This window comes from Brevundimonas sp. GW821-FHT12C05 (genome assembly GCF_058807475.1).
On record NZ_JBXAQS010000001.1, the window covers coordinates 170,418 to 190,155 of the forward strand.

Annotated in this window: 16 protein-coding genes; 9 read left to right on the top strand and 7 right to left on the bottom strand. The window is 67.5% G+C overall.

Features of this window, described 5'->3' with window-relative positions; all coding sequences use genetic code 11:
- Position 1: 1 nt before the first annotated feature.
- The gene (gene carB / locus AC1RRF_RS00730; RefSeq protein WP_492831874.1) at positions 2–3,301 is read right to left on the bottom strand and encodes a carbamoyl-phosphate synthase large subunit; all 3,300 of its coding nucleotides are present in this window, start codon (positions 3,299–3,301) and stop codon (positions 2–4) included.
- 28 nt (positions 3,302–3,329) lie between these two features.
- A complete protein-coding gene (locus AC1RRF_RS00735; RefSeq protein WP_291838124.1) occupies positions 3,330–3,644 on the bottom strand; it encodes a hypothetical protein in 315 nt (104 codons plus the stop codon).
- A gap of 360 nt (positions 3,645–4,004) precedes the next feature.
- Between AC1RRF_RS00735 and AC1RRF_RS00740 the strand changes: the two genes are divergently transcribed.
- Entirely contained in the window at positions 4,005–6,947 is a 2,943-nt protein-coding gene (locus AC1RRF_RS00740) for a TonB-dependent receptor domain-containing protein (RefSeq protein ID WP_492831876.1), read from the top strand.
- Between the two features lie 78 nt (positions 6,948–7,025).
- On the opposite strand, the gene AC1RRF_RS00745 is transcribed toward AC1RRF_RS00740, so the two are convergent.
- Complete coding sequence (locus AC1RRF_RS00745; protein WP_492831878.1) at positions 7,026–7,721, bottom strand: HAD family hydrolase; 696 nt, start codon at positions 7,719–7,721, stop codon at positions 7,026–7,028.
- 160 nt (positions 7,722–7,881) lie between these two features.
- Here AC1RRF_RS00745 and AC1RRF_RS00750 point away from each other — a divergent pair, with 160 nt between their 5' ends.
- The gene (locus AC1RRF_RS00750; protein WP_492831880.1) at positions 7,882–8,748 is read left to right on the top strand and encodes a hypothetical protein; all 867 of its coding nucleotides are present in this window, start codon (positions 7,882–7,884) and stop codon (positions 8,746–8,748) included.
- A 4-nt stretch (positions 8,749–8,752) separates the two neighbouring features.
- Here AC1RRF_RS00750 and AC1RRF_RS00755 read toward each other — a convergent pair whose 3' ends face one another.
- Positions 8,753–9,745 carry an acyl-CoA thioester hydrolase/BAAT C-terminal domain-containing protein gene (locus AC1RRF_RS00755; protein WP_492831882.1) on the bottom strand — a complete coding sequence of 331 codons (993 nt, stop codon included), beginning with the start codon at positions 9,743–9,745 and terminating at the stop codon, positions 8,753–8,755.
- A 121-nt stretch (positions 9,746–9,866) separates the two neighbouring features.
- On the opposite strand from AC1RRF_RS00755, the gene AC1RRF_RS00760 reads away from it, so the two are divergent.
- The gene (locus AC1RRF_RS00760) at positions 9,867–11,204 is read left to right on the top strand and encodes an amino acid permease (RefSeq protein WP_492831885.1); all 1,338 of its coding nucleotides are present in this window, start codon (positions 9,867–9,869) and stop codon (positions 11,202–11,204) included.
- Between the two features lie 46 nt (positions 11,205–11,250).
- Positions 11,251–12,408, top strand: coding sequence for a glutamine-hydrolyzing carbamoyl-phosphate synthase small subunit (gene carA / locus AC1RRF_RS00765; protein WP_492831886.1), 1,158 nt, complete (start codon positions 11,251–11,253; stop codon positions 12,406–12,408).
- A gap of 36 nt (positions 12,409–12,444) precedes the next feature.
- Here carA and AC1RRF_RS00770 read toward each other — a convergent pair whose 3' ends face one another.
- Complete coding sequence (locus tag AC1RRF_RS00770; RefSeq protein ID WP_492831888.1) at positions 12,445–12,711, bottom strand: hypothetical protein; 267 nt, start codon at positions 12,709–12,711, stop codon at positions 12,445–12,447.
- 215 nt (positions 12,712–12,926) lie between these two features.
- Between AC1RRF_RS00770 and dnaG the strand changes: the two genes are divergently transcribed.
- The 3 genes from dnaG to AC1RRF_RS00785 all read left to right on the top strand — a co-directional run bounded on the left by dnaG (position 12,927) and on the right by AC1RRF_RS00785 (position 17,671).
- Complete coding sequence (dnaG, locus tag AC1RRF_RS00775) at positions 12,927–14,798, top strand: DNA primase (protein ID WP_492831890.1); 1,872 nt, start codon at positions 12,927–12,929, stop codon at positions 14,796–14,798.
- A gap of 68 nt (positions 14,799–14,866) precedes the next feature.
- Positions 14,867–16,819, top strand: coding sequence for an RNA polymerase sigma factor RpoD (rpoD, locus tag AC1RRF_RS00780; RefSeq protein WP_492831892.1), 1,953 nt, complete (start codon positions 14,867–14,869; stop codon positions 16,817–16,819).
- Positions 16,820–16,921: 102 nt separating this feature from the next.
- Positions 16,922–17,671 (top strand): extensin-like domain-containing protein, encoded by a 750-nt coding sequence (locus tag AC1RRF_RS00785; protein WP_492831894.1) that lies wholly within the window; start codon positions 16,922–16,924, stop codon positions 17,669–17,671.
- 46 nt (positions 17,672–17,717) lie between these two features.
- Here the strand turns inward: AC1RRF_RS00785 and AC1RRF_RS00790 are convergent, their stop codons facing one another.
- Positions 17,718–18,068 (bottom strand): DUF1428 domain-containing protein, encoded by a 351-nt coding sequence (locus tag AC1RRF_RS00790; protein WP_492831896.1) that lies wholly within the window; start codon positions 18,066–18,068, stop codon positions 17,718–17,720.
- A 99-nt stretch (positions 18,069–18,167) separates the two neighbouring features.
- Between AC1RRF_RS00790 and AC1RRF_RS00795 the strand changes: the two genes are divergently transcribed.
- Positions 18,168–18,851, top strand: coding sequence for a winged helix-turn-helix transcriptional regulator (locus tag AC1RRF_RS00795; RefSeq protein WP_492831898.1), 684 nt, complete (start codon positions 18,168–18,170; stop codon positions 18,849–18,851).
- 75 nt (positions 18,852–18,926) lie between these two features.
- Positions 18,927–19,454: a hypothetical protein gene (locus tag AC1RRF_RS00800; RefSeq protein WP_492831900.1), complete on the top strand. Its 528-nt coding sequence runs from the start codon at positions 18,927–18,929 to the stop codon at positions 19,452–19,454.
- Here AC1RRF_RS00800 and AC1RRF_RS00805 read toward each other — a convergent pair.
- Positions 19,451–19,660, bottom strand: coding sequence for a flagellar hook protein FlgE (locus AC1RRF_RS00805; RefSeq protein WP_492831902.1), 210 nt, complete (start codon positions 19,658–19,660; stop codon positions 19,451–19,453). The two genes, AC1RRF_RS00800 and AC1RRF_RS00805, sit on opposite strands and share 4 nt — an antisense overlap.
- Positions 19,661–19,738 lie beyond the last annotated feature (78 nt).

Here is a 19,738-nt window from a genome sequence, read left to right on the forward strand (position 1 = left end):
ATCAGGCGTAGTCCTGGATCGGGCGGACATCCAGTTCGCCCGCCTTGATCGCCCCTATCGCCTGGGCGGCGGCCAGGGCCCCCGCGGCGGTGGTGTAGTAGGGGATCTTCATCATCAGGGCGGTGCGGCGCAGGCTGAAGCTGTCCTGCAGGGACTGCTTGCCCGAGGTGGTGTTGAAGACCAGCTGGACCTCGCCGTTCTTCATCGCGTCGACGATGTGCGGACGGCCTTCCAGCACCTTCTTGACCAGCCCGACCTCGACGCCTTCGCCGACCAGATAGGAGTGGGTGCCCTCGGTGGCGATCAGGGTGAAGCCCTCGGCCAGCAGGGTCTTGGCGGCGTCGAGGATGAAGGGTTTATCCTCGTCCTTGACCGAGATGAAGGCGCAGCCCGCGGTCGGCAGGGTGGTGCCGCCGCCCAGCTGGGACTTGGCGAAGGCGCGGGCGAAGGCGGGAGCCATGTCGGCCTCGCCGTCGCGCTTCCAGTCCAGGCCCATGACCTCGCCGGTCGAGCGCATTTCCGGGCCCAGGATGATGTCGACGCCGGCGAAGCGGGCGAAGGGGAAGACCGCCTCCTTGACCGCGATATGGTCGTACGGCTTGTCGGCCAGGCCGAAGGATTTCAGCGGCACGCCGGCCATGACCTTGGCGGCGATGGCGGCGATCGGCTGGCCGATGGTCTTGGCCACGAAGGGCGCCGTGCGGCTGGCGCGCGGGTTCACTTCCAGCACGAAGATGCGCGGGGTTTCGCTGTGCGGCTCCTCGATGGCGAACTGCACGTTCATCAGGCCGCGCACCTTCAGCGCCCGGGCCATGGCCTCGGTCTGACGCTTCAGCTCGGCGACGATGGCCGGGGACAGCGAATAGGGCGGCATCGAACAGGCGCTGTCGCCCGAGTGGACGCCCGCTTCCTCGATGTGCTCCAGCACACCCGCGACGAAGACGGTCTCGTCGTCGCACAGGGCGTCGACGTCCACCTCGGTGGCGCGGTTCAGGTAATGGTCGATCAGCACGGGGTCATCGCCCGAGACGCGCATGGCCTCGTGGACGTAGCGGTCCAGCTGCTCGCGATCATGCACGATCATCATGCCGCGTCCGCCCAGCACGTAGGACGGGCGCAGGACGACCGGATAGCCGACTTCTTCCGCCTTTTGCGCGGCTTCCTCGGCGCTGCGGGCCAGGCCGTTGGGCGGCTGCTTCAGGCCGATGTCGTTGAGCATCTTCTGGAAGCGCTCGCGGTCCTCGGCCAGGTCGATGGAATCGACCGTGGTGCCGAGGATCGGCACGCCGTCCTCCTGCAGCGCATGGGCCAGCTTCAGCGGGGTCTGGCCGCCGAACTGGACGACCACGCCGATCAGTTCGCCCTTCGAGCGCTCGACGTCGATCAGCTCCAGCACGTCCTCTTCGGTCAGAGGCTCGAAATAGAGGCGGTCGGAAGTGTCGTAGTCGGTCGAGACGGTTTCGGGGTTGCAGTTGACCATGATCGACTCGACGCCGATGTCGTCGAAGGCGAACGCCGCGTGGCAGCAGCAGTAGTCGAACTCAATGCCCTGGCCGATGCGGTTGGGACCGCCGCCCAGGATGATGGCCTTCTTCTTGTCCGACGGCGCGGCTTCGCATTCCGGGACCTGGCCCAGGGCGCCGGTCTCATAGGTCGAATACATATAGGCCGTGGCCGAGGCGAACTCGGCGGCGCAGGTGTCGATGCGCTTGAAGACCGGGCGCACGTCCAGCGCGCGGCGGGCCTTGCGGACGGCCTTCTCGGTCGAACCGGTCAGCTGACCGAGACGGGCGTCGGAGAAGCCCTTGGCCTTCAGCCTGCGGAAGTCGGTCGCGGTGGTCGGCAGGCCCTGCACGACGACATGGCCCTCGGTGCGGACAATGTCGGCGATCTGGCGCAGGAACCACGGCTCGTAGGAACAGGCGGCGTTGACCTCTTCGACGGTCAGGCCGTGGCGGAAGGCCTGGGCGATGACGCGGATGCGGTCGGGGGTCGGCTGGCCCAGCGCCCGGATGACGGCGGCGCGGGCCGAGGCGTCGTCCTCGACATCGGCCACGCCTTCGATCTCGATCTCATTGAAGCCGGTCAGGCCGGTCTCGAGGCCGCGCAGGGCCTTCTGCATCGATTCCTGGAAGGTCCGGCCGATGGCCATGACCTCGCCCACCGATTTCATCGAGGTGCCCAGCAGGGGCTCGGAGCCCGGGTATTTCTCGAAGGCGAAACGCGGGATCTTGGTGACGACATAGTCGATGCTCGGCTCGAACGAGGCGGGCGTGACCTTTGTGATGTCGTTCTGCAGTTCGTCCAGCGTGTAGCCGACGGCCAGACGCGCGGCGACCTTGGCGATGGGGAAGCCGGTGGCCTTGGACGCGAGCGCCGAGGACCGCGACACGCGCGGGTTCATCTCGATCACGACCATGCGGCCGTCGGCCGGGTTGATGGCCCACTGGACGTTCGATCCGCCGGTCTCGACGCCGATCTCGCGCAGGACGTTGATCGAGCCCGTGCGCATGCGCTGGTACTCTTTGTCGGTCAGCGTCAGGGCCGGGGCGACGGTGATGCTGTCGCCCGTGTGGACGCCCATCGGGTCGATGTTCTCGATCGAGCAGATGATGATGCAGTTGTCCGCCGTGTCGCGGACGACCTCCATCTCGTATTCCTTCCAGCCCAGCACCGACTCTTCGATCAGCACTTCGGTGGTCGGCGACAGGTCGAGGCCGCGCAGGACGATCTCCTCGAACTCCTCGCGGTTGAACGCGATGCCGCCGCCGGTGCCGGCCAGGGTGAAGGAAGGGCGGATGACGGCGGGCAGGCCGACGAACTCAAGTCCCTCCAGCGCCTCTTCCATCGAGTGGGCGGCCTTGGAGCGGGGGCTTTCCAGGCCCAGCTTGTCCATCGCGTCGCGGAATTTCTGACGGTCCTCGGCCTTGTCGATGACGTCGGCCTTGGCCCCGATCATCTCGACGCCGTATTTCGCCAGCGCGCCCGAGGCTTCCAGCGCCAGCGCCGTGTTCAGCGCCGTTTGGCCGCCCATGGTCGGCAGCAGGGCGTCCGGCTTCTCCTTGGCGATGATCTTCTCGACGATCTCGGGCGTGATCGGCTCGATGTAGGTGGCGTCGGCCACCTCCGGGTCGGTCATGATCGTGGCGGGGTTGGAGTTGACCAGGATCACCCGGTACCCCTCGGCCTTCAGCGCCTTGCAGGCCTGGACGCCGGAATAGTCGAACTCGCACGCCTGACCGATCACGATCGGGCCCGCGCCGATGATCAGGATCGACTGGATGTCTGTGCGTTTGGGCATGGGCCTGAGGCTCTTCTTCTTTGGATCGTCAGTTCGTCACGACCGCGCACTCCCAGCCGTCGTAGTCGAGCTGGAAGGCCGCGGCCCAGGATTGCATCATGGAGGAAACGGGCGCGAATGAAGTCTCGTCCACCGGGATCGTCGTTTCCAGAACGGTCATGTCGTCCTGCCCCCGGGTCACGAAGCCGGCGCGCCGCGCCACCTCGTTCAGGTCGTCGTGGTCGCCCTCGCCGTAGAAGTAGAACAGCGTGTGCCGGGGCGTGACGCCGTTGTCGCCCTGGGCCGCCAGGGCCGCGCGCACGGCGGCGTCGCGTTCGTCATGGCTGGCGTCGGAGGCGGACACGGGCGGGGGAGGCTCCTTGCGCGCGCGAACCCGGCGCGAGCGGCTGCCGGCGCGGTTTCGTTCGGGTTGTCGGTTAAGCGGCCCGTCTAGAGAAGGGGGGCGTCGGCGGCAAGGTGAAAAGACGCCCCGGCGGCGCCCGGACTTCAAGCCGTCCGGGGGCGTTCGCATGGGGTGTGTCGATGATGTGACAAATCATTGCCGGAATTCTCCCGCAAGACGAACACACTCAAGGCAAATGGAACAAGTTCCCGCCGCTTTGGGTTGCCCAACGGACGTTCGCAGGGGGAGTTTCTGCGAGCGTCCAATTTTGCGTCACTCAATCCGGCCGTCATTGGCCGCATTCATCGGGGTCCTAAATTCATGTCATTCCGCAATCGCCTCCGCGATTCGTCAGCGCTGACCGGCGGCCTCCTCGCCGCCGCGCTGCTCGCCACGCCCGCCTTCGCGCAAGATGCGCGCGGCCAACAGCCTGCTCCGCAGGACGAAGCGACCGAGATCGAGGAGGTGGTCGTCACGGGCTCGCGCATTCCGCGCCCCAATCTTGAACAACCCACCCCGGTCGCGACTGTCTCCCAGGAAGCGATCCAGACCGCGGGCACGCAGGATCTGGGCCAGATCCTGTCGGAGCTTCCGGCGCTGAGCGCGAACTCGACCGTTCGCGCGAACTCCGACAGCTTCGGCGACTCGGGCGGCCTGAACTTCCCCAACCTGAGGGACCTGGGCGCCGCGCGGACCCTGACCCTGGTGGACGGCAAGCGCCACGTCGGCGGCGACGCGGGCAATGCCGCAGTCGACCTGAACTCGATTCCGGCCGCACTGGTCGAGCGTGTTGAAGTGATCACCGGCGGCGCATCGGCCATCTACGGCTCGGACGCCGTGTCCGGCGTGGTCAACATCCTGCTGAAGGACGACTTCGAAGGCGGCGAGATGACCGCCCAAGCCGGCGGTGTTCCCGACGGCGGCGGCCGCACCTGGTCCCTGAACGGCGTGTACGGCCGTAACTTCATGGATAATCGCGCCAACGCGACCGTCAGCCTGTTCTACGATCACTCGGACCGGGTCATGGCCAGCGAGGTCGGTGCGCTGCGCGACTACGGCTCGATCATCAATCCGCTGGACACCGGGCCCAACGACGGCATCCCGGACCGTATCATCGTGCCGAACGTGCTCACCGACTATCTCGATGAGAACGGCGTCATCATCGACGCCAATACGTTCGAGATCATCACCGCGCTGCGCAACAACGGGTCGCCCGTTCCTCAGCAGCCGCGCATCGGTGAAAACAGCTTCGCCTTTGGCCAGTTCGGCGACTGTGAGACCTGCACCTCGCTGGAGGACTACGTCACGCTGGTGCCCCGGACGAACCGGTACGGGACCAACGTCCGGCTTCGCTATGACTTCTCTCCCAATGTGACGGGCTATCTGGACGCCAAGTTCGTCCGGTCCGAGATTCAGGACGCCGTCCAGCCCTCCTTCACCTTCGGCGACTATCTGATCGAGCCGGACAACGCGTTCATCACGCCGGAGCTGGCCGCTGTCATCGCCGGCCGGGACATCACCTTCGGCCGCTTCAACGCGGACATGGGCGCGCGGGTGAACAACATCGCGCGTGAGACCTATCGTGTCGTGACCGGCCTGCGCGGCACGTTCGAGACCGGCTTCGCCGACATCGGCTGGGACCTGTCGTACAACTATGGCGAGACCAAAAACCAGTTCGACAGCACCGGCGGTATGATTCCGGGCAACTACGCCGCGGCGATCGATGCGATCCGCCTGCCGACCGGCGAGATCGTCTGCCGGAACATGACCCCTGGTCCGAACCAGACGTCGGAACCCTGTGTGGCCTTCAACCCGTTCGGCCGCCAGAACTCCCAGGCCGCCATCGACTACGTGACCTACGAGGCGACCCGGAACCACACCATCACCCAGGAAGTGGTGACCGGCCTGTTCAACTTCGACACCTCGAAGTTCTTCAGCCTGCCGGGCGGTCCGCTCGCCTTCGCCGGCGGCTTCGAATACCGCAAGGAAACCAGCGACAACGTCAACGACCCGTTCGTCAAATCGGGCCTGACGGAGAACGCGGCGCAGCCGGACGCCTATGGTGAGTTCGACGTCACCGAAGTGTTCCTGGAGTTCAACGCTCCGCTGCTCGCCGACCTGCCCTTCGCCTACCGGCTGTCGATCGACGGCGCGTACCGCTACGCGGACTACTCGACGGTGGGCGGCGCGGAAGCCTGGAAGGTCGGCGCCCTCTACGCGCCGGTCCGTGACCTGACGTTCCGTGGAACCTACTCGCGCGCCGTTCGAGCCCCGAACATCACCGAGGCCTTCCTGCCGACGACGGCGGGCTTCTTCTCGGTGGTCGATCCCTGCGACGTCAACAACATCAATGCCGATCCGGATCGGGTGGCCAACTGCGCGGCCGCCGGCGTTCCGGTGGGCTTCAACTCCAACACCAACGCCTCGATCAACGGAACGTCCAGCGGCAACCCGAACCTGAATCCGGAAGAGGCCGAGAGCTTCACCTACGGCCTGATCTTCCAGCCGCGCTGGATCCGGGGTCTGGCCTTCACGGCCGACTACTATGACATCAAGATCGACAAGGCGATCGCGTCGATCGGGGCCCAGGACATCATCGACAACTGCTACGGCGCCACCGGCGGTCTGGACGCGAACTTCTGCTCGCTGCTCACCCGCGGTGCCGACAACAACATCAACTTCGTCGAGACGACCTTCATCAACGCGGCGTTGCTGACCACCAAAGGCTGGGATTTCGAGCTGACCTACCAGCGCGACCTGGACGCTCTGGCGGCGGATTATCCGAAGCTGTTCGGCGGACTGCGCGGCCGGCTTTCCGGCAGCCTGACTGCTAACTACCTGGACGAGCTGAACTTCTTCGCGTTCGCCGACCGTCCCGACGAAATCGACATCGAGAAGGGCGAGATCGGCAACCCCGAATGGTCCTACAAGTCCCGCCTCACCTGGGACGGCGGCGGCCTGGCCGTGACCTGGGAAACCCGGTTCGAGGACGAGGTGGCGCGCTTCGACGTCACGCCGAAGGCGGGGGTGAACCCGGCCGAGTCGATCTACCCGAACTACGTGCCGAGCCAAGTCTACCACGACATCATCGTGCGCTACCGGATCGACGGCGGCTTCGGTGGAGTCGACAACGTCGAGCTGTTTGCCGGGGTGAACAACATCACCGACGAGCAGATGCCCTACGGCTTGAGCGGCAACGGCACGGCCTCGACCTACGAACTGTTCGGTCGGTCGGTCTTCGGCGGTATCCGCGCCCGCTTCTAGGACGTCGCGCGGAACAGAATGAAGGGGCGGCGTCGATGACGCCGCCCCTTTTTTGCGCCCGCTCGTCCGACGATCGCGTCAGGTTCTGGCGGCGATCCAGTCCGGGAGGGCGTCAATCGCATCCAGCGCGCCGTACCGGGCATGGCCCTCGGGCGCTTCGGCCAGTTCGTGCGCCCAGGTGATGGCGTAGGGAATGTGGACGGCGAAGGCGCCGGCCTCGAGCGCGGGCAGGACATCGGACTTCATCGAGTTGCCGACCATCACCGCCTCTTCCGGGCCGGTCCCGTGGCGGGCGAAGACGCGCTCATAGGTTCCGCGATCCTTCTCGGACACGATCTCGACGGCGGCGAACAGATCGCCCAGGCCGGAGGCCGCGACCTTGCGCTCCTGATCCATCAGGTCGCCCTTGGTGATCAGAACAAGGCGATACTTTTCCGACAGCGCGGCCAGGGCCTCATCGACGCCGGGCAGGGTCTCGACCGGATGGGCCAGCATCTCGCGGCCCGCCGCCAGGATTTCACGCACCACCACCGGAGGCGCTTCTCCGCCGGTCAGCTCCATGGCCGTTTCGATCATCGACAGGGTAAACCCCTTAACCCCGTATCCGTAGAGACGCAGGTTCCGCCGCTCGACCTCGGCCAGGCGGCTCTCGATCATGTCGCGGTCGCCGTGATCGGCCAGAAGGGCGACGAACCGGTCGTGGGTGAGCCGGAAGATCGTCTCGTTGTGCCAAAGGGTGTCGTCGGCGTCGAGGCCGACCGTGGTGATGCTCATGTCGCGTTCCCTGAACCGGATTCGCGCGCCCGTCGAGCGGGGCGCAGGGCGGTTAATGGTCAATGCGATCTTGACCACATTCGTCAGGGATATGTTCGCAAACCCGGTTCAGCCTCAACCTCGAGGCAGATCCCGGGGGGCCGCGCGAACGGAGCCGGTCATGGGAAATGAAGCGGGGCGGATCGGTCCGCCCGAGACCACGGCGTGGGGTGATGAGGACCTCCCGCCGCAAACGACGCCGGAGCGGCGCGCCTATGCGCCGCCCGACACGGAACAGCCGGACGCGATCCAGCCCCTGGGGCGGCGGTCGTATGCCGCGCCGTACGAGAGCCTGACCTTCACCATGGTCACGCGGGCGCGGCGTGAGCTGACCGTGACGCTGGCCGCCCAGCCGGTGTTCGACCTGGCTCGCTCTCTGCCGGTCAGCCGTCGCATTCGCCGCACCATCCGCCACCGCGGCGGGGAGCGGGCGCTGGCGGGACTGAACCGCCGCACCCTGGAGGCGACCGACCTGCAAAGGATCGACCTGCAGACCCTGCGGCACGGGCTGGACATGCTGCGCCTGGGCCAGAACGACAGCGGGGTGCTGCCGGTGTTCTGGCGGACCGTGGCGACCAGCCGGGGCCGCTTCTCGCTGCTGTGCTCCGAGATGCAGCACGAGAACACGCCGGGGACCCTTCTGGTCGAGGTGATGGGCGGGCTGGAAAGCGCGCCCGTCGAGGCCATCCAGTCGGCCATCGGCCATTTCGAGACCGACGCCCAGGGGGTGATCCTGCACGTCGCTCCCGACATCGCGGCGGTGCGGCGGCTGGCCGGGACGCCGGGCCGTTGCCTGTCGATCGACTTTGCCGGGGTCAGCCACGAGGCCGCCCAGGACTGGCGGGAGGCGGCCGCCCTGATCGGGGCCGCCCGTCAGGTCTGCGGCCAGGTCATGCTGCTGAACCTGAGGCCGGACCGCGGCTTGGCCGCGCAGGCCGCCGGCGCGACCCATGCGGTCTTCGCCGGCATGGATGCCGTCACCGTCTGACCTCTCAACCGCCGTTCAGGGCGTCGCGCAGGAACTGTAGAACGCGGGGCCAGCCGTCGGCGCGTGCGGCGACCAGGCCGGGCAGGGTGCCGCCCAGGGCGAGCGCGCGCTCCAGCCCCGGCGCATCGGCGGCGACCGGGGCGCCGAAGGCGGCGTGGCCGGCGTCCGGATAGCTCAGGTTGATGACCGGATGACGGAAGCCGTGGGCCTGCAGCCGTTGCTCCACCCGCCGGGCCATCTCCGATGAGGGCCAAAGGCCGTCGGCCTGGCCGGAGATCATCAGCACCGGGCCGTTGATCGCCTCGACCGGAATTTCCGCCTCGGCGGAGGCGGTCGCCAGGCTGTCGTTGTAGAGGTTGAACACGCCGGTGAAGCCGTTGGACATGTTGTAGGGGACGTAGGCGAGCGGTTGGCCGCCGGCGGTCCAGGACGAGCCGACGGCGCCGCCGGTCTGATCGATGCCGGCCCAGACGACGTGGGAGGGTACGCCGGCGACGACGGCCCGGATCTCCGGATTGCGGCTGGCGGTCAGCAGGGCCAGTTCGCCGCCCTTGGACACGCCCATGACGGCGACCGGGCCGTGGATCTCCGGCCGGGCCTTGAGCCAGGCGAGAGCGCGGTCGACCGGTTCGATGGGAATCTCGTTCAGGATCGGCTTCTGGCCCGGCTCGCCGAAATAGGAGACGGCGATGGCGGCGAAGCCCGCGTCGGACAGGCGGCGGGCCAGGCCGCGCCCGCCGCGCAGCCCGCCCTCCGAACCGCCCAGGACGATGACGGCGCCGGCGGAGGCCTGCGTTCCGGGCGCGGGGGCGAAATACTCGGCGACGAGGCCCTCCTCCCGGATTGTCACGTCGGCGGCCCGGGCGGCAGGCGCCGCGACGGGGGCGGCAGCGACGGGCGGGGGCGTCTGCGCGGCCGCTGGAGCGGTCAGGACGAAGGCGCCCAGCAGCAGGGCGGCGACGGCGGCGGGAAGGCTGGCGGACAGCGCGAAGGACATTGGGATCTCCATTGATCAAGTACTTTAAAATGCAAAGTGAAGAGGAAGTCAATGAGGCTCGCAAACCCCCGTCATCCGACGCCTGTTGACGCCGCGGCCTGAGCCGATGCACCTCTGCGGCATGAGCCACGTCGAACACTCCATCCCGCTGCCCGAGGACCCGCTCTCGGACCGGCACAAACTGGGTTGGGGGCTGGCCGCGCTGGTGGTGGCCGGGAACATGATCGGCTCGGGCCTTTATCTGCTGCCCGTCAGCCTGGCCTCGACCGGCAGCTCCAGCCTGATCGGCTGGCTGGTGGCGGCCGTGGGCGCGGCGACCCTGGCGCTGGTGTTCGGTGCGCTGGGCCGGGTCGCGCCCAAGGCCGACGGCCTGTCGGGTTTCGCCGAGCTGGGTCTGGGCCGGTTCGCGGGCTTCCAGGTCTCGCTGGCCTTCTGGATGGCCTGCCTGATCGGCAATGTCGCGGTGGCCGTGGCCGCGACTGGCTACCTGGGCTTCTTCTGGCCCGTGCTGAAAGACCCGGTCGCGGCGACGCTGTGTAATTTGGGTCTGATCTGGATCGCGACCCTCGCCTACATCATCGGCGCCCGCACGGCCTCGTGGCTGGCGGCCGTGGCGCTGGTGGTGGGCCTGATTCCCATCGGCATCGCCGTGGCGGCGGGTGTCGTCGCCTTCGATCCGGCGGTCTTCGCGGCCTCATGGAGCCCGTCGGGCGAGCCGTTGCTCAAGACCGTGCCCGCCTCGCTGGCCATCATCTTCTGGGCGTATCTGGGCGTGGAGAGCGCCGCGGCCCTGTCGCATCGCGTGCGCCATCCGGCCACCGACGTGCGCCGAGCCTCGGTCGCCGGCGCGCTTCTGGCCACCCTGGTCTACGTCAGCGCGACGGTCGCCGTGTTCGGCGTCATTCCCGTGGCCCAGCTGGCCCATTCGACCAGCCCCTACGCCGACCTGGCCGGGCGGGTGTTCGGCGCCTCGATCGCCGGGATCGTCGCGGTGTGCGCCATCACCAAGACCCTGGGCACCATCGGCGGCTGGACGATGATGGGCGGTGAGACGGCGCGCGCCGCCGCGCAGCAGGGCTATCTGCCCTCGGGCTTCGGCTCGCCGACCAAGACGCCGATCGTCACCCCCCTGCTGGGCGCGGCCTTCATGAGCGTGATCGCCGTCCTCTCGGGCCAGCCCACCCTGGGTAAGCAGTTCGGCATGCTGGTGGGCGTCACCTCGGTTCTGAGCCTGACCATCTACGCCGTCTGCGCGCTGTCGCTGTTCCGGTTGGCGAAGACGCCGGGCGCGCGTTCCATCGCCGTTCTGGGCATGGTGTTCGCTGTCGCCGCCGTGGCGGCCGCGGCGCCCGGATACATCCTGCCGACCGCGGGTTTCGTCGCCCTGATGACCGTCGCTTGGTTCGTGTTTCTGAGAAAGTCCGGATCGCGCGTTGACCCTGAGGGTCAGGGGGCCTAACCACCCCGCCGTTTGTTCGCCGGATTACGGCCTTACGGAGCCCGCCATGACCCAGACCCTTCTTCCCGGAGTCACAGGCGTTCTGGCGCTGGCTGACGGCACGATCTTTCAGGGCGTCGGCTGCGGCGCGACCGGCGCGGCGCTGGGCGAGGTGGTCTTCAACACCGCCATGACCGGCTATCAGGAAATCCTGACCGACCCGTCCTACATGAGCCAGATCCTGGCCTTCACCTTCCCGCACGTCGGCAACGTCGGCGTGAATGTCGAGGACATCGAACAGATCGGCGGCGGGTCGGACACGTCGGCCAAAGGCGCGATCTTCCGCGACGTGCCGACCGATCCGGCCAATTACCGCGCCGAGAGCGACTTCGACGGCTGGATGAAGCGTCGCGGCGTCGTCGGTCTGGCCGGGATCGACACCCGCGCCCTGACCGCCCGCATCCGCGACACCGGCGCCCCGCATGCGGTGATCGCCCATGACCCGAACGGCCGGTTCGATCTCGACGCCCTGGTCGCCGAGGCCAAGGCCTGGACGGGCCTCGTCGGTCTCGACCTGGCCAAGCCCGCCTCGACCCTGCAGGCGTTTGAGTGGGACGAGGGGCTGTGGGAATGGCCGGCAGGCCACCCGCGGGTCGACGCCGCCGACAAGACAGTTGTGGTCATCGACTACGGCGTGAAGCGCAACATTCTGCGGGCGCTGGCCTCGACGGGCGCGAAGATCACCGTGGTCCCGGCCACGACGACCGCCGAAGACGTGTTGGCCCGCAATCCGGACGGCGTCGTCCTGTCGAACGGTCCGGGCGATCCCGCCGCGACGGGCGTCTATGCGGTTCCGGAGATCCTGAAGCTGGTCGAGAGCGGCAAGCCGGTGTTCGGCATCTGCCTGGGCCACCAGATGCTGGCGCTGGCGCTCGGCGCGAAGACCGTGAAGATGGATCAGGGCCACCACGGCGCGAACCATCCGGTGAAGGACCTGACGACCGGCAAGGTCGAGATCGTGTCCATGAATCACGGCTTCACCGTCGACCGCGACAGCCTGCCGGAGGCGGTCGAAGAGACCCACGTCAGCCTGTTCGACGGCACCAACTGCGGCATCGCCCTGAAGGGCCGCCCGGTGTTCAGCGTCCAGCACCACCCGGAAGCCTCGCCGGGACCGACGGACAGCCTCTATCTGTTCCAGCGCTTCGCGGATTCGATGAAGTAAGGAATCTCCTTCCCTCATGGGGAAGGCGAAGCGAAGTCAGGGCAGGGGGATGAAGTCGGCGCCTTCGCGCAGGGCGCAGGCCTTGCGCACGGCGACCGGCGCCGCGTGCAGCCAGTAGTCGGCATCCTCGGGACGGTTGTTCCGACGTCTCTCGAGCCCGCGCATCCGCCGGAGCGCGGCGTTCTGCAGCAGTCGGGCATGCAGGGCGCGCGGCGAGGCGGAAGGGATGGCGGGGGAACCGGGGACGGCGACGGCGTCGGGGCCTTCGGGCTCCACCGCCGGGCGGGCGATGGCGATGAACATGGGCAGCTTTCAATCCGGGCGATCCCACAGCGTCCGCTGGGAAGTCGTCAGGTTCCGTCCCGCTTCTGGAACGGTCGCGTGGATAATCCACAAGGCCTGTGGATTGTTCCCGAAAATTGTGCTTTGAATCAGTCTCTTAGGGTCGCTGTTTTGCCTTCTTGGTTAACGAAAGGTAAATCGCCCCGTTTGGCTGAGTCGCGCGCTATAAGGCGGCTGTGCGCTTTGACGAACGCTTCATCGAGGAACTGAAGGCCCGCCTTCGCCCGTCCGACATCATCGGACGGTCGGTGAAGCTCAAGCGTCAGGGACGCGAGTACGTCGGCCTGTCGCCCTTCTCGAAGGAGAAGTCGCCGTCCTTCTTCGTCAACGACGACAAGGGCTTCTTCCACGACTTCAGCTCCGGCAAGCACGGCGACGTCATCAGCTTCCTGCAGGAGACCGAGCGGCTCAGCTTCGTCGAGGCCGTGCAGCGGCTGGCGGCGGAAGCCGGGATGCAACTGCCCGCCGAAGACCCGCAGGCGCAGGAGCGCGAGCAGAAGCGGCAGGGCCTGAACGACTGGATGGACCTGGCCCAGAAATGGTTCGCGGCCAATCTGCGCCGTTCGACGGGCAAGGCGGCGCGCGAATATCTGGAGAAGCGCGGTCTGCCCGAGGACCAGTGGGAGCGCTTCGGCCTCGGCTATGCGCCGAATGACCGCGAGGGGCTGAAGCAGGCCCTGGTCCAGCGCGGGGCCAAGCCGGGCGATCTGGTCGAGGCCGGGATGCTGATCTCGCCCGAGGGCGGCGGTCAGCCCTACGACCGGTTCCGCGACCGGCTGATGTTCCCCATTCTCGACGCCCGCGGGCGGATCGTCAGTTTCGGCGGGCGGGCGATGAACCCGGACGATCGGGCCAAATATCTGAACGGTCCCGAGAGCCCGCTCTTCCACAAGGGCGCGACCCTGTACGGCCTGCCCGAGGCGCGACGCATCCTGGGAGCCGAGTCCCGGGGCGAGCAGGGCATCGTCGTGGTCGAAGGCTATATGGATGTGATCGCCTGCCAGCGCGCGGGCATTCCGGCCGTGGCGCCGATGGGCACGGCCCTGACCGAGGAGCAGATGGAGCGGCTTTGGCGGGTGTCGGCCGAGCCGGTGCTGTGCTTCGACGGCGACGCGGCCGGGCGGCGGGCCGCCTATCGCGCCATTGACCGAGCCTTGCCGCAGTTGAAGCCGGGGCGTTCGTTCCGCTTCGCCCTGCTGGAGGGCGGGCAGGATCCGGACGACATCCTGCGTGACCGTGGCGCTCCGGCCCTTCGTCAGGCGCTGGCGACGACCAAGCCCTTCGCCGAGGTGCTGTTCCAGAAAGAGGCCGAGGCCGAACCGCTGGACTCGCCCGAGCGCCGCGCGGGCTTCAAGGGCCGACTGCGCCAGCAGGCCTCGGCCATCCAGGACAAGGATCTGGCTGAGCAGTACCGCCGTGACATGTTCGAGCGGTTCGATGCGGCCTTCCCCTCGCGCCGTCCGCCTCAAGGCCAACAAGGGGGGCAGGGCTCCTATGGAAAGGGCCGTTTCGGCGGTCCGCCGCCCAAGCTGGGCCAGACCGTGGAGGGGGCCCAGGCCATGCAGTCGCTGAGCCGCGCCATCGAACCCGTGGCCGCCGCCCTGGCCCACGGCGCCATCGACGACCCCGAACGGATGGACGACCATCTGGAGGCGATCGCCTCGCACGGTTTCGGCGATCCGTCGCTGGATGGACTGGCGCAGGAGATGGTCCGGTTGCGGTTCTCGGGTCAGGACCTTGACTCCGCGGCGCTCCGTCGCCATCTGGCGCAATCGGGTCATGACGTCTTAATGCGTGAGGTCGAGAAGGCGGCGGCAAAGTCCGGCGCGCCTTTCCTGGCTGCAGACAAGCCCCTCGGCGAGACGAGGATCCGATGGTCGCAGGCGTTCGACGCGTTAACCCGTGTCGCCGCCTTGGAAGACGCCCTGTCTTCGGCGCGTAGCGTGCCGGGGCAGGACGAGGCGTTTCGCCGGCTGAAGGCCGAGCGGGATGCGCTTCGCCGTGCGATCAAAACCGGTGAGATTTGGGAAGACAGCGCGAGTTCGTAACCAACGACCTCGCCACACGTTGTATTGGCGGCGGGCCTGATCAGCCCTCCCCGCGGAGAAGAGACTGAATGAGCGCCCAGACCGAGACGCAGGAAGCCGAAGTTCAGAGCGACGGCCCGCTGCTCGACCTTACCGACGCCGGCGTCAAGAAATTCATCAAGCAAGCCAAGGCCAAGGGCTATGTGACGATGGAGGAGCTGAACAAGGTCCTCCCGTCCGAAGAGGTGACCCCCGACGCGATCGAGGACACCTTGGCCATGCTCAGCGAGATGGGCGTCAACGTCGTTGAGGCCGAGGAAGACGCCGAGCAGAAGGAAGGCGAGGGCGGCGAAGTCGCCGAGCGCGCCGAGACCAACGTCGCCGAGACGCCGGCCAAGGCCGCCTATGACCGCACCGATGACCCCGTGCGGATGTATCTGCGCGAAATGGGCTCGGTCGAGCTGCTGAGCCGCGAGGGCGAAATCGCCATCGCCAAGCGCATCGAGGCCGGCCGCGACGCCATGATCTCGGGTCTGTGCGAAAGCGCGCTGACCTTTGAGGCCATCATGGTCTGGCGCGACGAACTGGCGAACAACCGCATCCTGCTGCGCGAGGTCATCGACCTGGACGCCACCTACGGCGTGCTGAACCCCTCGTCCCTGCCGCACAACCAGCCGCCGGCCGGTGAAGCGGTCGAGGAAGAAGTCGAGGAGAAGGCCGAAGGCGAAGAGAAGCCGGAATCTGACGACGACGACGAGGATTTCGACGACGGCGGCGGCATGTCGATCTCGGCGCTGGAAGCCGAGCTGCGCGACGGCGTCATGGAAGTGCTGGACGCCATCGCGTCGGACTTCGGCGGCTTCCGCAAGCTGCAGGACAAGCTGGTTGAGGCGCGCCTGAAGGGCGAGATCCTGAACGCCAAGGACCAGAAGGCCTATGACACCCTGACGGCGACCATCTCGGGCCGCCTGAAGACGATGAAGCTGAACAACAACCGCATCGAGGCGCTGGTTGAGCAGCTGTACGCGATCAACAAGCGTCTGATGGGGCTGGAAGGCCGCCTGCTGCGTCTGGCCGACAGCTACGGCATCTCGCGTCCCGAGTTCCTGAAGGCCTACTTCACCAAGGAACTGGATCCGAACTGGGCCGACAACGTCAAGGAAATGGGCGTCCGCTGGACCAAGTTCAGCGACAACGAAGCCGGCCAGATCGCCCAGATCCGCGCCGACGTCGCCGCCGTGGCGACCGAAGCCGGCCTGCCGATCGACGACTACCGCCGCATCGTTCAGACCGTCCAGAAGGGCGAGCGCGAGGCCCGTCAGGCCAAGAAGGAAATGGTCGAGGCCAACCTGCGCCTCGTGATCTCCATCGCCAAGAAATACACCAACCGCGGCCTGCAGTTCCTGGACCTGATCCAGGAGGGCAACATCGGCCTGATGAAGGCGGTCGACAAGTTCGAGTACCGCCGCGGCTACAAGTTCTCGACCTATGCGACCTGGTGGATCCGTCAGGCGATCACCCGCTCGATCGCCGACCAGGCGCGGACCATCCGTATCCCGGTGCACATGATCGAGACGATCAACAAGATCGTCCGCACGAGCCGCCAGATGCTGCACGAGATCGGCCGCGAGCCGACCCCGGAAGAGCTGGCTGAAAAGCTGGCCATGCCGCTGGAGAAGGTCCGCAAGGTCCTGAAGATCGCCAAGGAGCCGATCTCGCTCGAAACGCCGATCGGCGACGAGGAAGACTCGCACCTGGGCGACTTCATCGAGGACAAGAACGCCGTCCTGCCGATCGACGCCGCCATCCAGTCGAACCTGCGCGAGACCACGACCCGCGTGCTGGCGTCGCTGACGCCGCGCGAGGAACGGGTCCTGCGCATGCGCTTCGGCATCGGCATGAACACCGATCACACCCTGGAAGAAGTCGGCCAGCAGTTCAGCGTGACCCGCGAACGGATCCGTCAGATCGAGGCCAAGGCGCTGCGCAAGCTGAAGCACCCGAGCCGGTCGCGGAAGCTGCGGTCCTTCCTGGACAGCTGAGAATGAGGAAAGGGCGGTTCGAAAGAGCCGCCCTTTTTCGTTGAGGCGCCCTCGCTCTCTCGTGATGCAGCCGGACCGCAAATCACCCTAGCGTCCCGCCCGATGCGTCTTCCCTTCCGCACCCTCGCGACCGCCCTGTCCGGCCTGCTGCTGCTGGCGAGCTGCAGCCCCATGCTGCCCGAGCGCCGGCCCGCGCCGACACGCTATCCAACCATGCCTTCGCGCACCGAGGCGCCGCTGGTGGGCAATCTGGTCGACCAACCCATCGGCGCCGGCTCCCGCGCGGCGGTGATCCGCGAAAGCGCCGATCTCAGCCAATGCGTCGCCCAGCTGACGGCGGCCAGGGTGACCTTCCGTCCCGTGCCCGACCGGGGCGACCCGCAAGGCTGCGGCCTGACCGCCGGAGGCGTGCTGGGGCCCGACATGGGCACGGTGGCGCGGATGGCGCCCGGCGACGTGGAGATGACCTGCCGCACGGCGCTGGCGGTCAGCCTCTGGCGGCGGCAGTCGTTGGAGCCGGCGGCGCGGGAGATCCTCGGCTCGGATGTGGTCCAGATCGATCATTTCGGGGCCTACGCCTGCCGAAACATCAATACGGGCGGCGCCAGCACCCGGATCAGCGCCCACGCCCAGGCCGCGGCGCTGGATTTCGCGGGCGTGCGGCTGCGCGACGGGCGGCGGATCAGCGTCAAGGAGCGTTGGTTCGGCGGCGACGAGGCCGAGCAGCGCTTCCTGCGCCGCATCCGCGACGACGCCTGCCGGATCTTCGGGACCACGCTGAGCCCCGACTACAACACGGTCCATGCCGACCACCTCCATCTGGAGGCGACGGACACGCGGTTCTGCCGGTAGGCGGCGGCAGCGTCGCCACGACACGAGGACGCTGCCGCGGGGCGTCTCAGTTCTCGGCGATGACGTCGAAGCCGGCGAAGATCATGCGCTTGCCGTCGAAGGGCGGCTCGTCCCCGCCCATCATGCGCTCGTCCTGCATCAGCTTTTCCCAGCCCGTGTCGCGGGTCGCCTTGTCGGGCCAGGTGATCCAGCCGACAGCGACGGTCTCGCCGTCCTGCAGAGCCACGGCGCGCTTGAAGTCGGTGACCTTGCCGTCCGGCACGTCCTCGCCCCAGGTCTCGGTGACCGACAGGGCGCCTTGCTCGCGGAAGAGGGGCGACATCACGGAGGAGTGCTTGAGATAGGCGTCTTTTTTGGCGGTGGGCACGGGGATGACGGTGATGTCGAGGAAGGGCATGTCTCTCTCCTGGGGTTTGAGCGCGGCAGGCGGCGCTTCATCTTGCGCCGGCGTCTTGCGGCTTGAGAAATCTGACTTGGAATGTTACTAAACGCAAGCATGAAGTTAGAAAAGATAACCAAGCAGCCGGCGCGGCGTTATGAGGACGCCTGTGGAACCGCGCACGCGCTGGACCTGGTCGGCGAGCGCTGGGCGCTGCTGGTGATGCGCGAGCTGATGCTGGGCCCAAAGCGGTTCGGGGACCTCAAGGCGGGTCTGCCGGGACTGAGCGCCAATGTGCTGACGCAGAGGCTGGAGGGGTTGGAGGCCGCCGGGCTGATGGTGAGGCGCCGCCTGCCGCCGCCGGCCTCGGTGCAGGTCTATGAGCTGACCGACTGGGGTCGGGAGGCCGAGCCGATCATCGGGGCGCTGGGCAAGTGGGCGGCGCGGTCGCCGGCCCACGACCCGACCCTGCCGTTGAGCTCTGTCTCCATGATGCTGTCGCTGAAGACGATGTTCGACGCGGACAAGGCCGGCGACGTCTGCCTGTCGATCGGCTTCCGTTTCGGCCCGGAAGAGTTCGTCGTGACGGTCGCGGACCGCGTGCTGACCGCGGAACGGGGCGCGGCGGAGACGGCGCAGGTCATGCTGACCGCGCGGCCTTCGGATGTGGCGGCTATGGTCTACGGCTTCCGGACGCTGGACGATCTGCGGGCCTCGGGCGAGGTGGCCGTCGCGGGCGACGCGGCGGTCTTCGAGCGGTTCACCGGCTTTTTCGAACTCCCGGCCAAGGCGGACGTCTGACCGCCAGACCGCTGTTCGGCAAGTGGACTTGGACGCCTGGTCGGGCCATGCTCGGGGCATCGCGGAGTCGTCGCCATGATCAGCCTGGCTCATCTGAAACGCCGTCTGGGACAGTACGCCGCCCTGTGGGTGGGAGCCTTCCTGCTGGCGGGGGCGGGGGTCTGGCTGGCGGCGGTGTTCGTGGACCTGATCGACGCGGCTGACCTGGTGCTGCCGGCGGTGATGATCGGGGTCCTTCTGGGCCTCGGGGCCGGCGTGATCGCCAGCCTGCTGTCGCCCCAGACCTTGGGGACCAAGCTGGCGGTGCTGGTTCTGGCGGCCCTGCTGGCGCTGCCGCTGCTGTGGGCGCCGGTGTCGGCGGCGGTGGCCATCGCCTTCTTCGCCGACCGCTCGATCGAATACTCCCAGGCCTACGCCGCCTTCCAGATCGGGGTGGCGCGGCTGCTGTTCCCGATCAGCGAGGCGATCGGCGACGGCGACCTGTTCGGCTGGGTGTGGACGGCGTTCCAGTGGGTCTCGAGCGTGGTCGGCTTCTTCTCGGCCCTGGCCAACATCTGGCCGATGATCCGACGGCTCCTGGGGCCGGAGCCGGCGGAGGTCTAGGCGAGGATATCCAGCAGGCTGCCGTACATCTCGTCGGCGGTCTTCAGCACGGCGACATTGGCCTTCAGCGCGACCTCGGCCTCAATGCGTTCGACGCTTTCGCCCGCCAGATCGTCCAGAGGCGCGCGGGCGGTGCGTTCCGCGCTGGCGGCGAAGCGGGCCGTGGCGTCGGAGATGCCGGAGGCGGCGATGGAGAAGGCCTGCATGGAGATGCTCCCGTCGAGGCCGGCATCATGGGATGCAAGGCCTTACCCGGCGGCTGACAGGGATGGTGAACGGGCGGC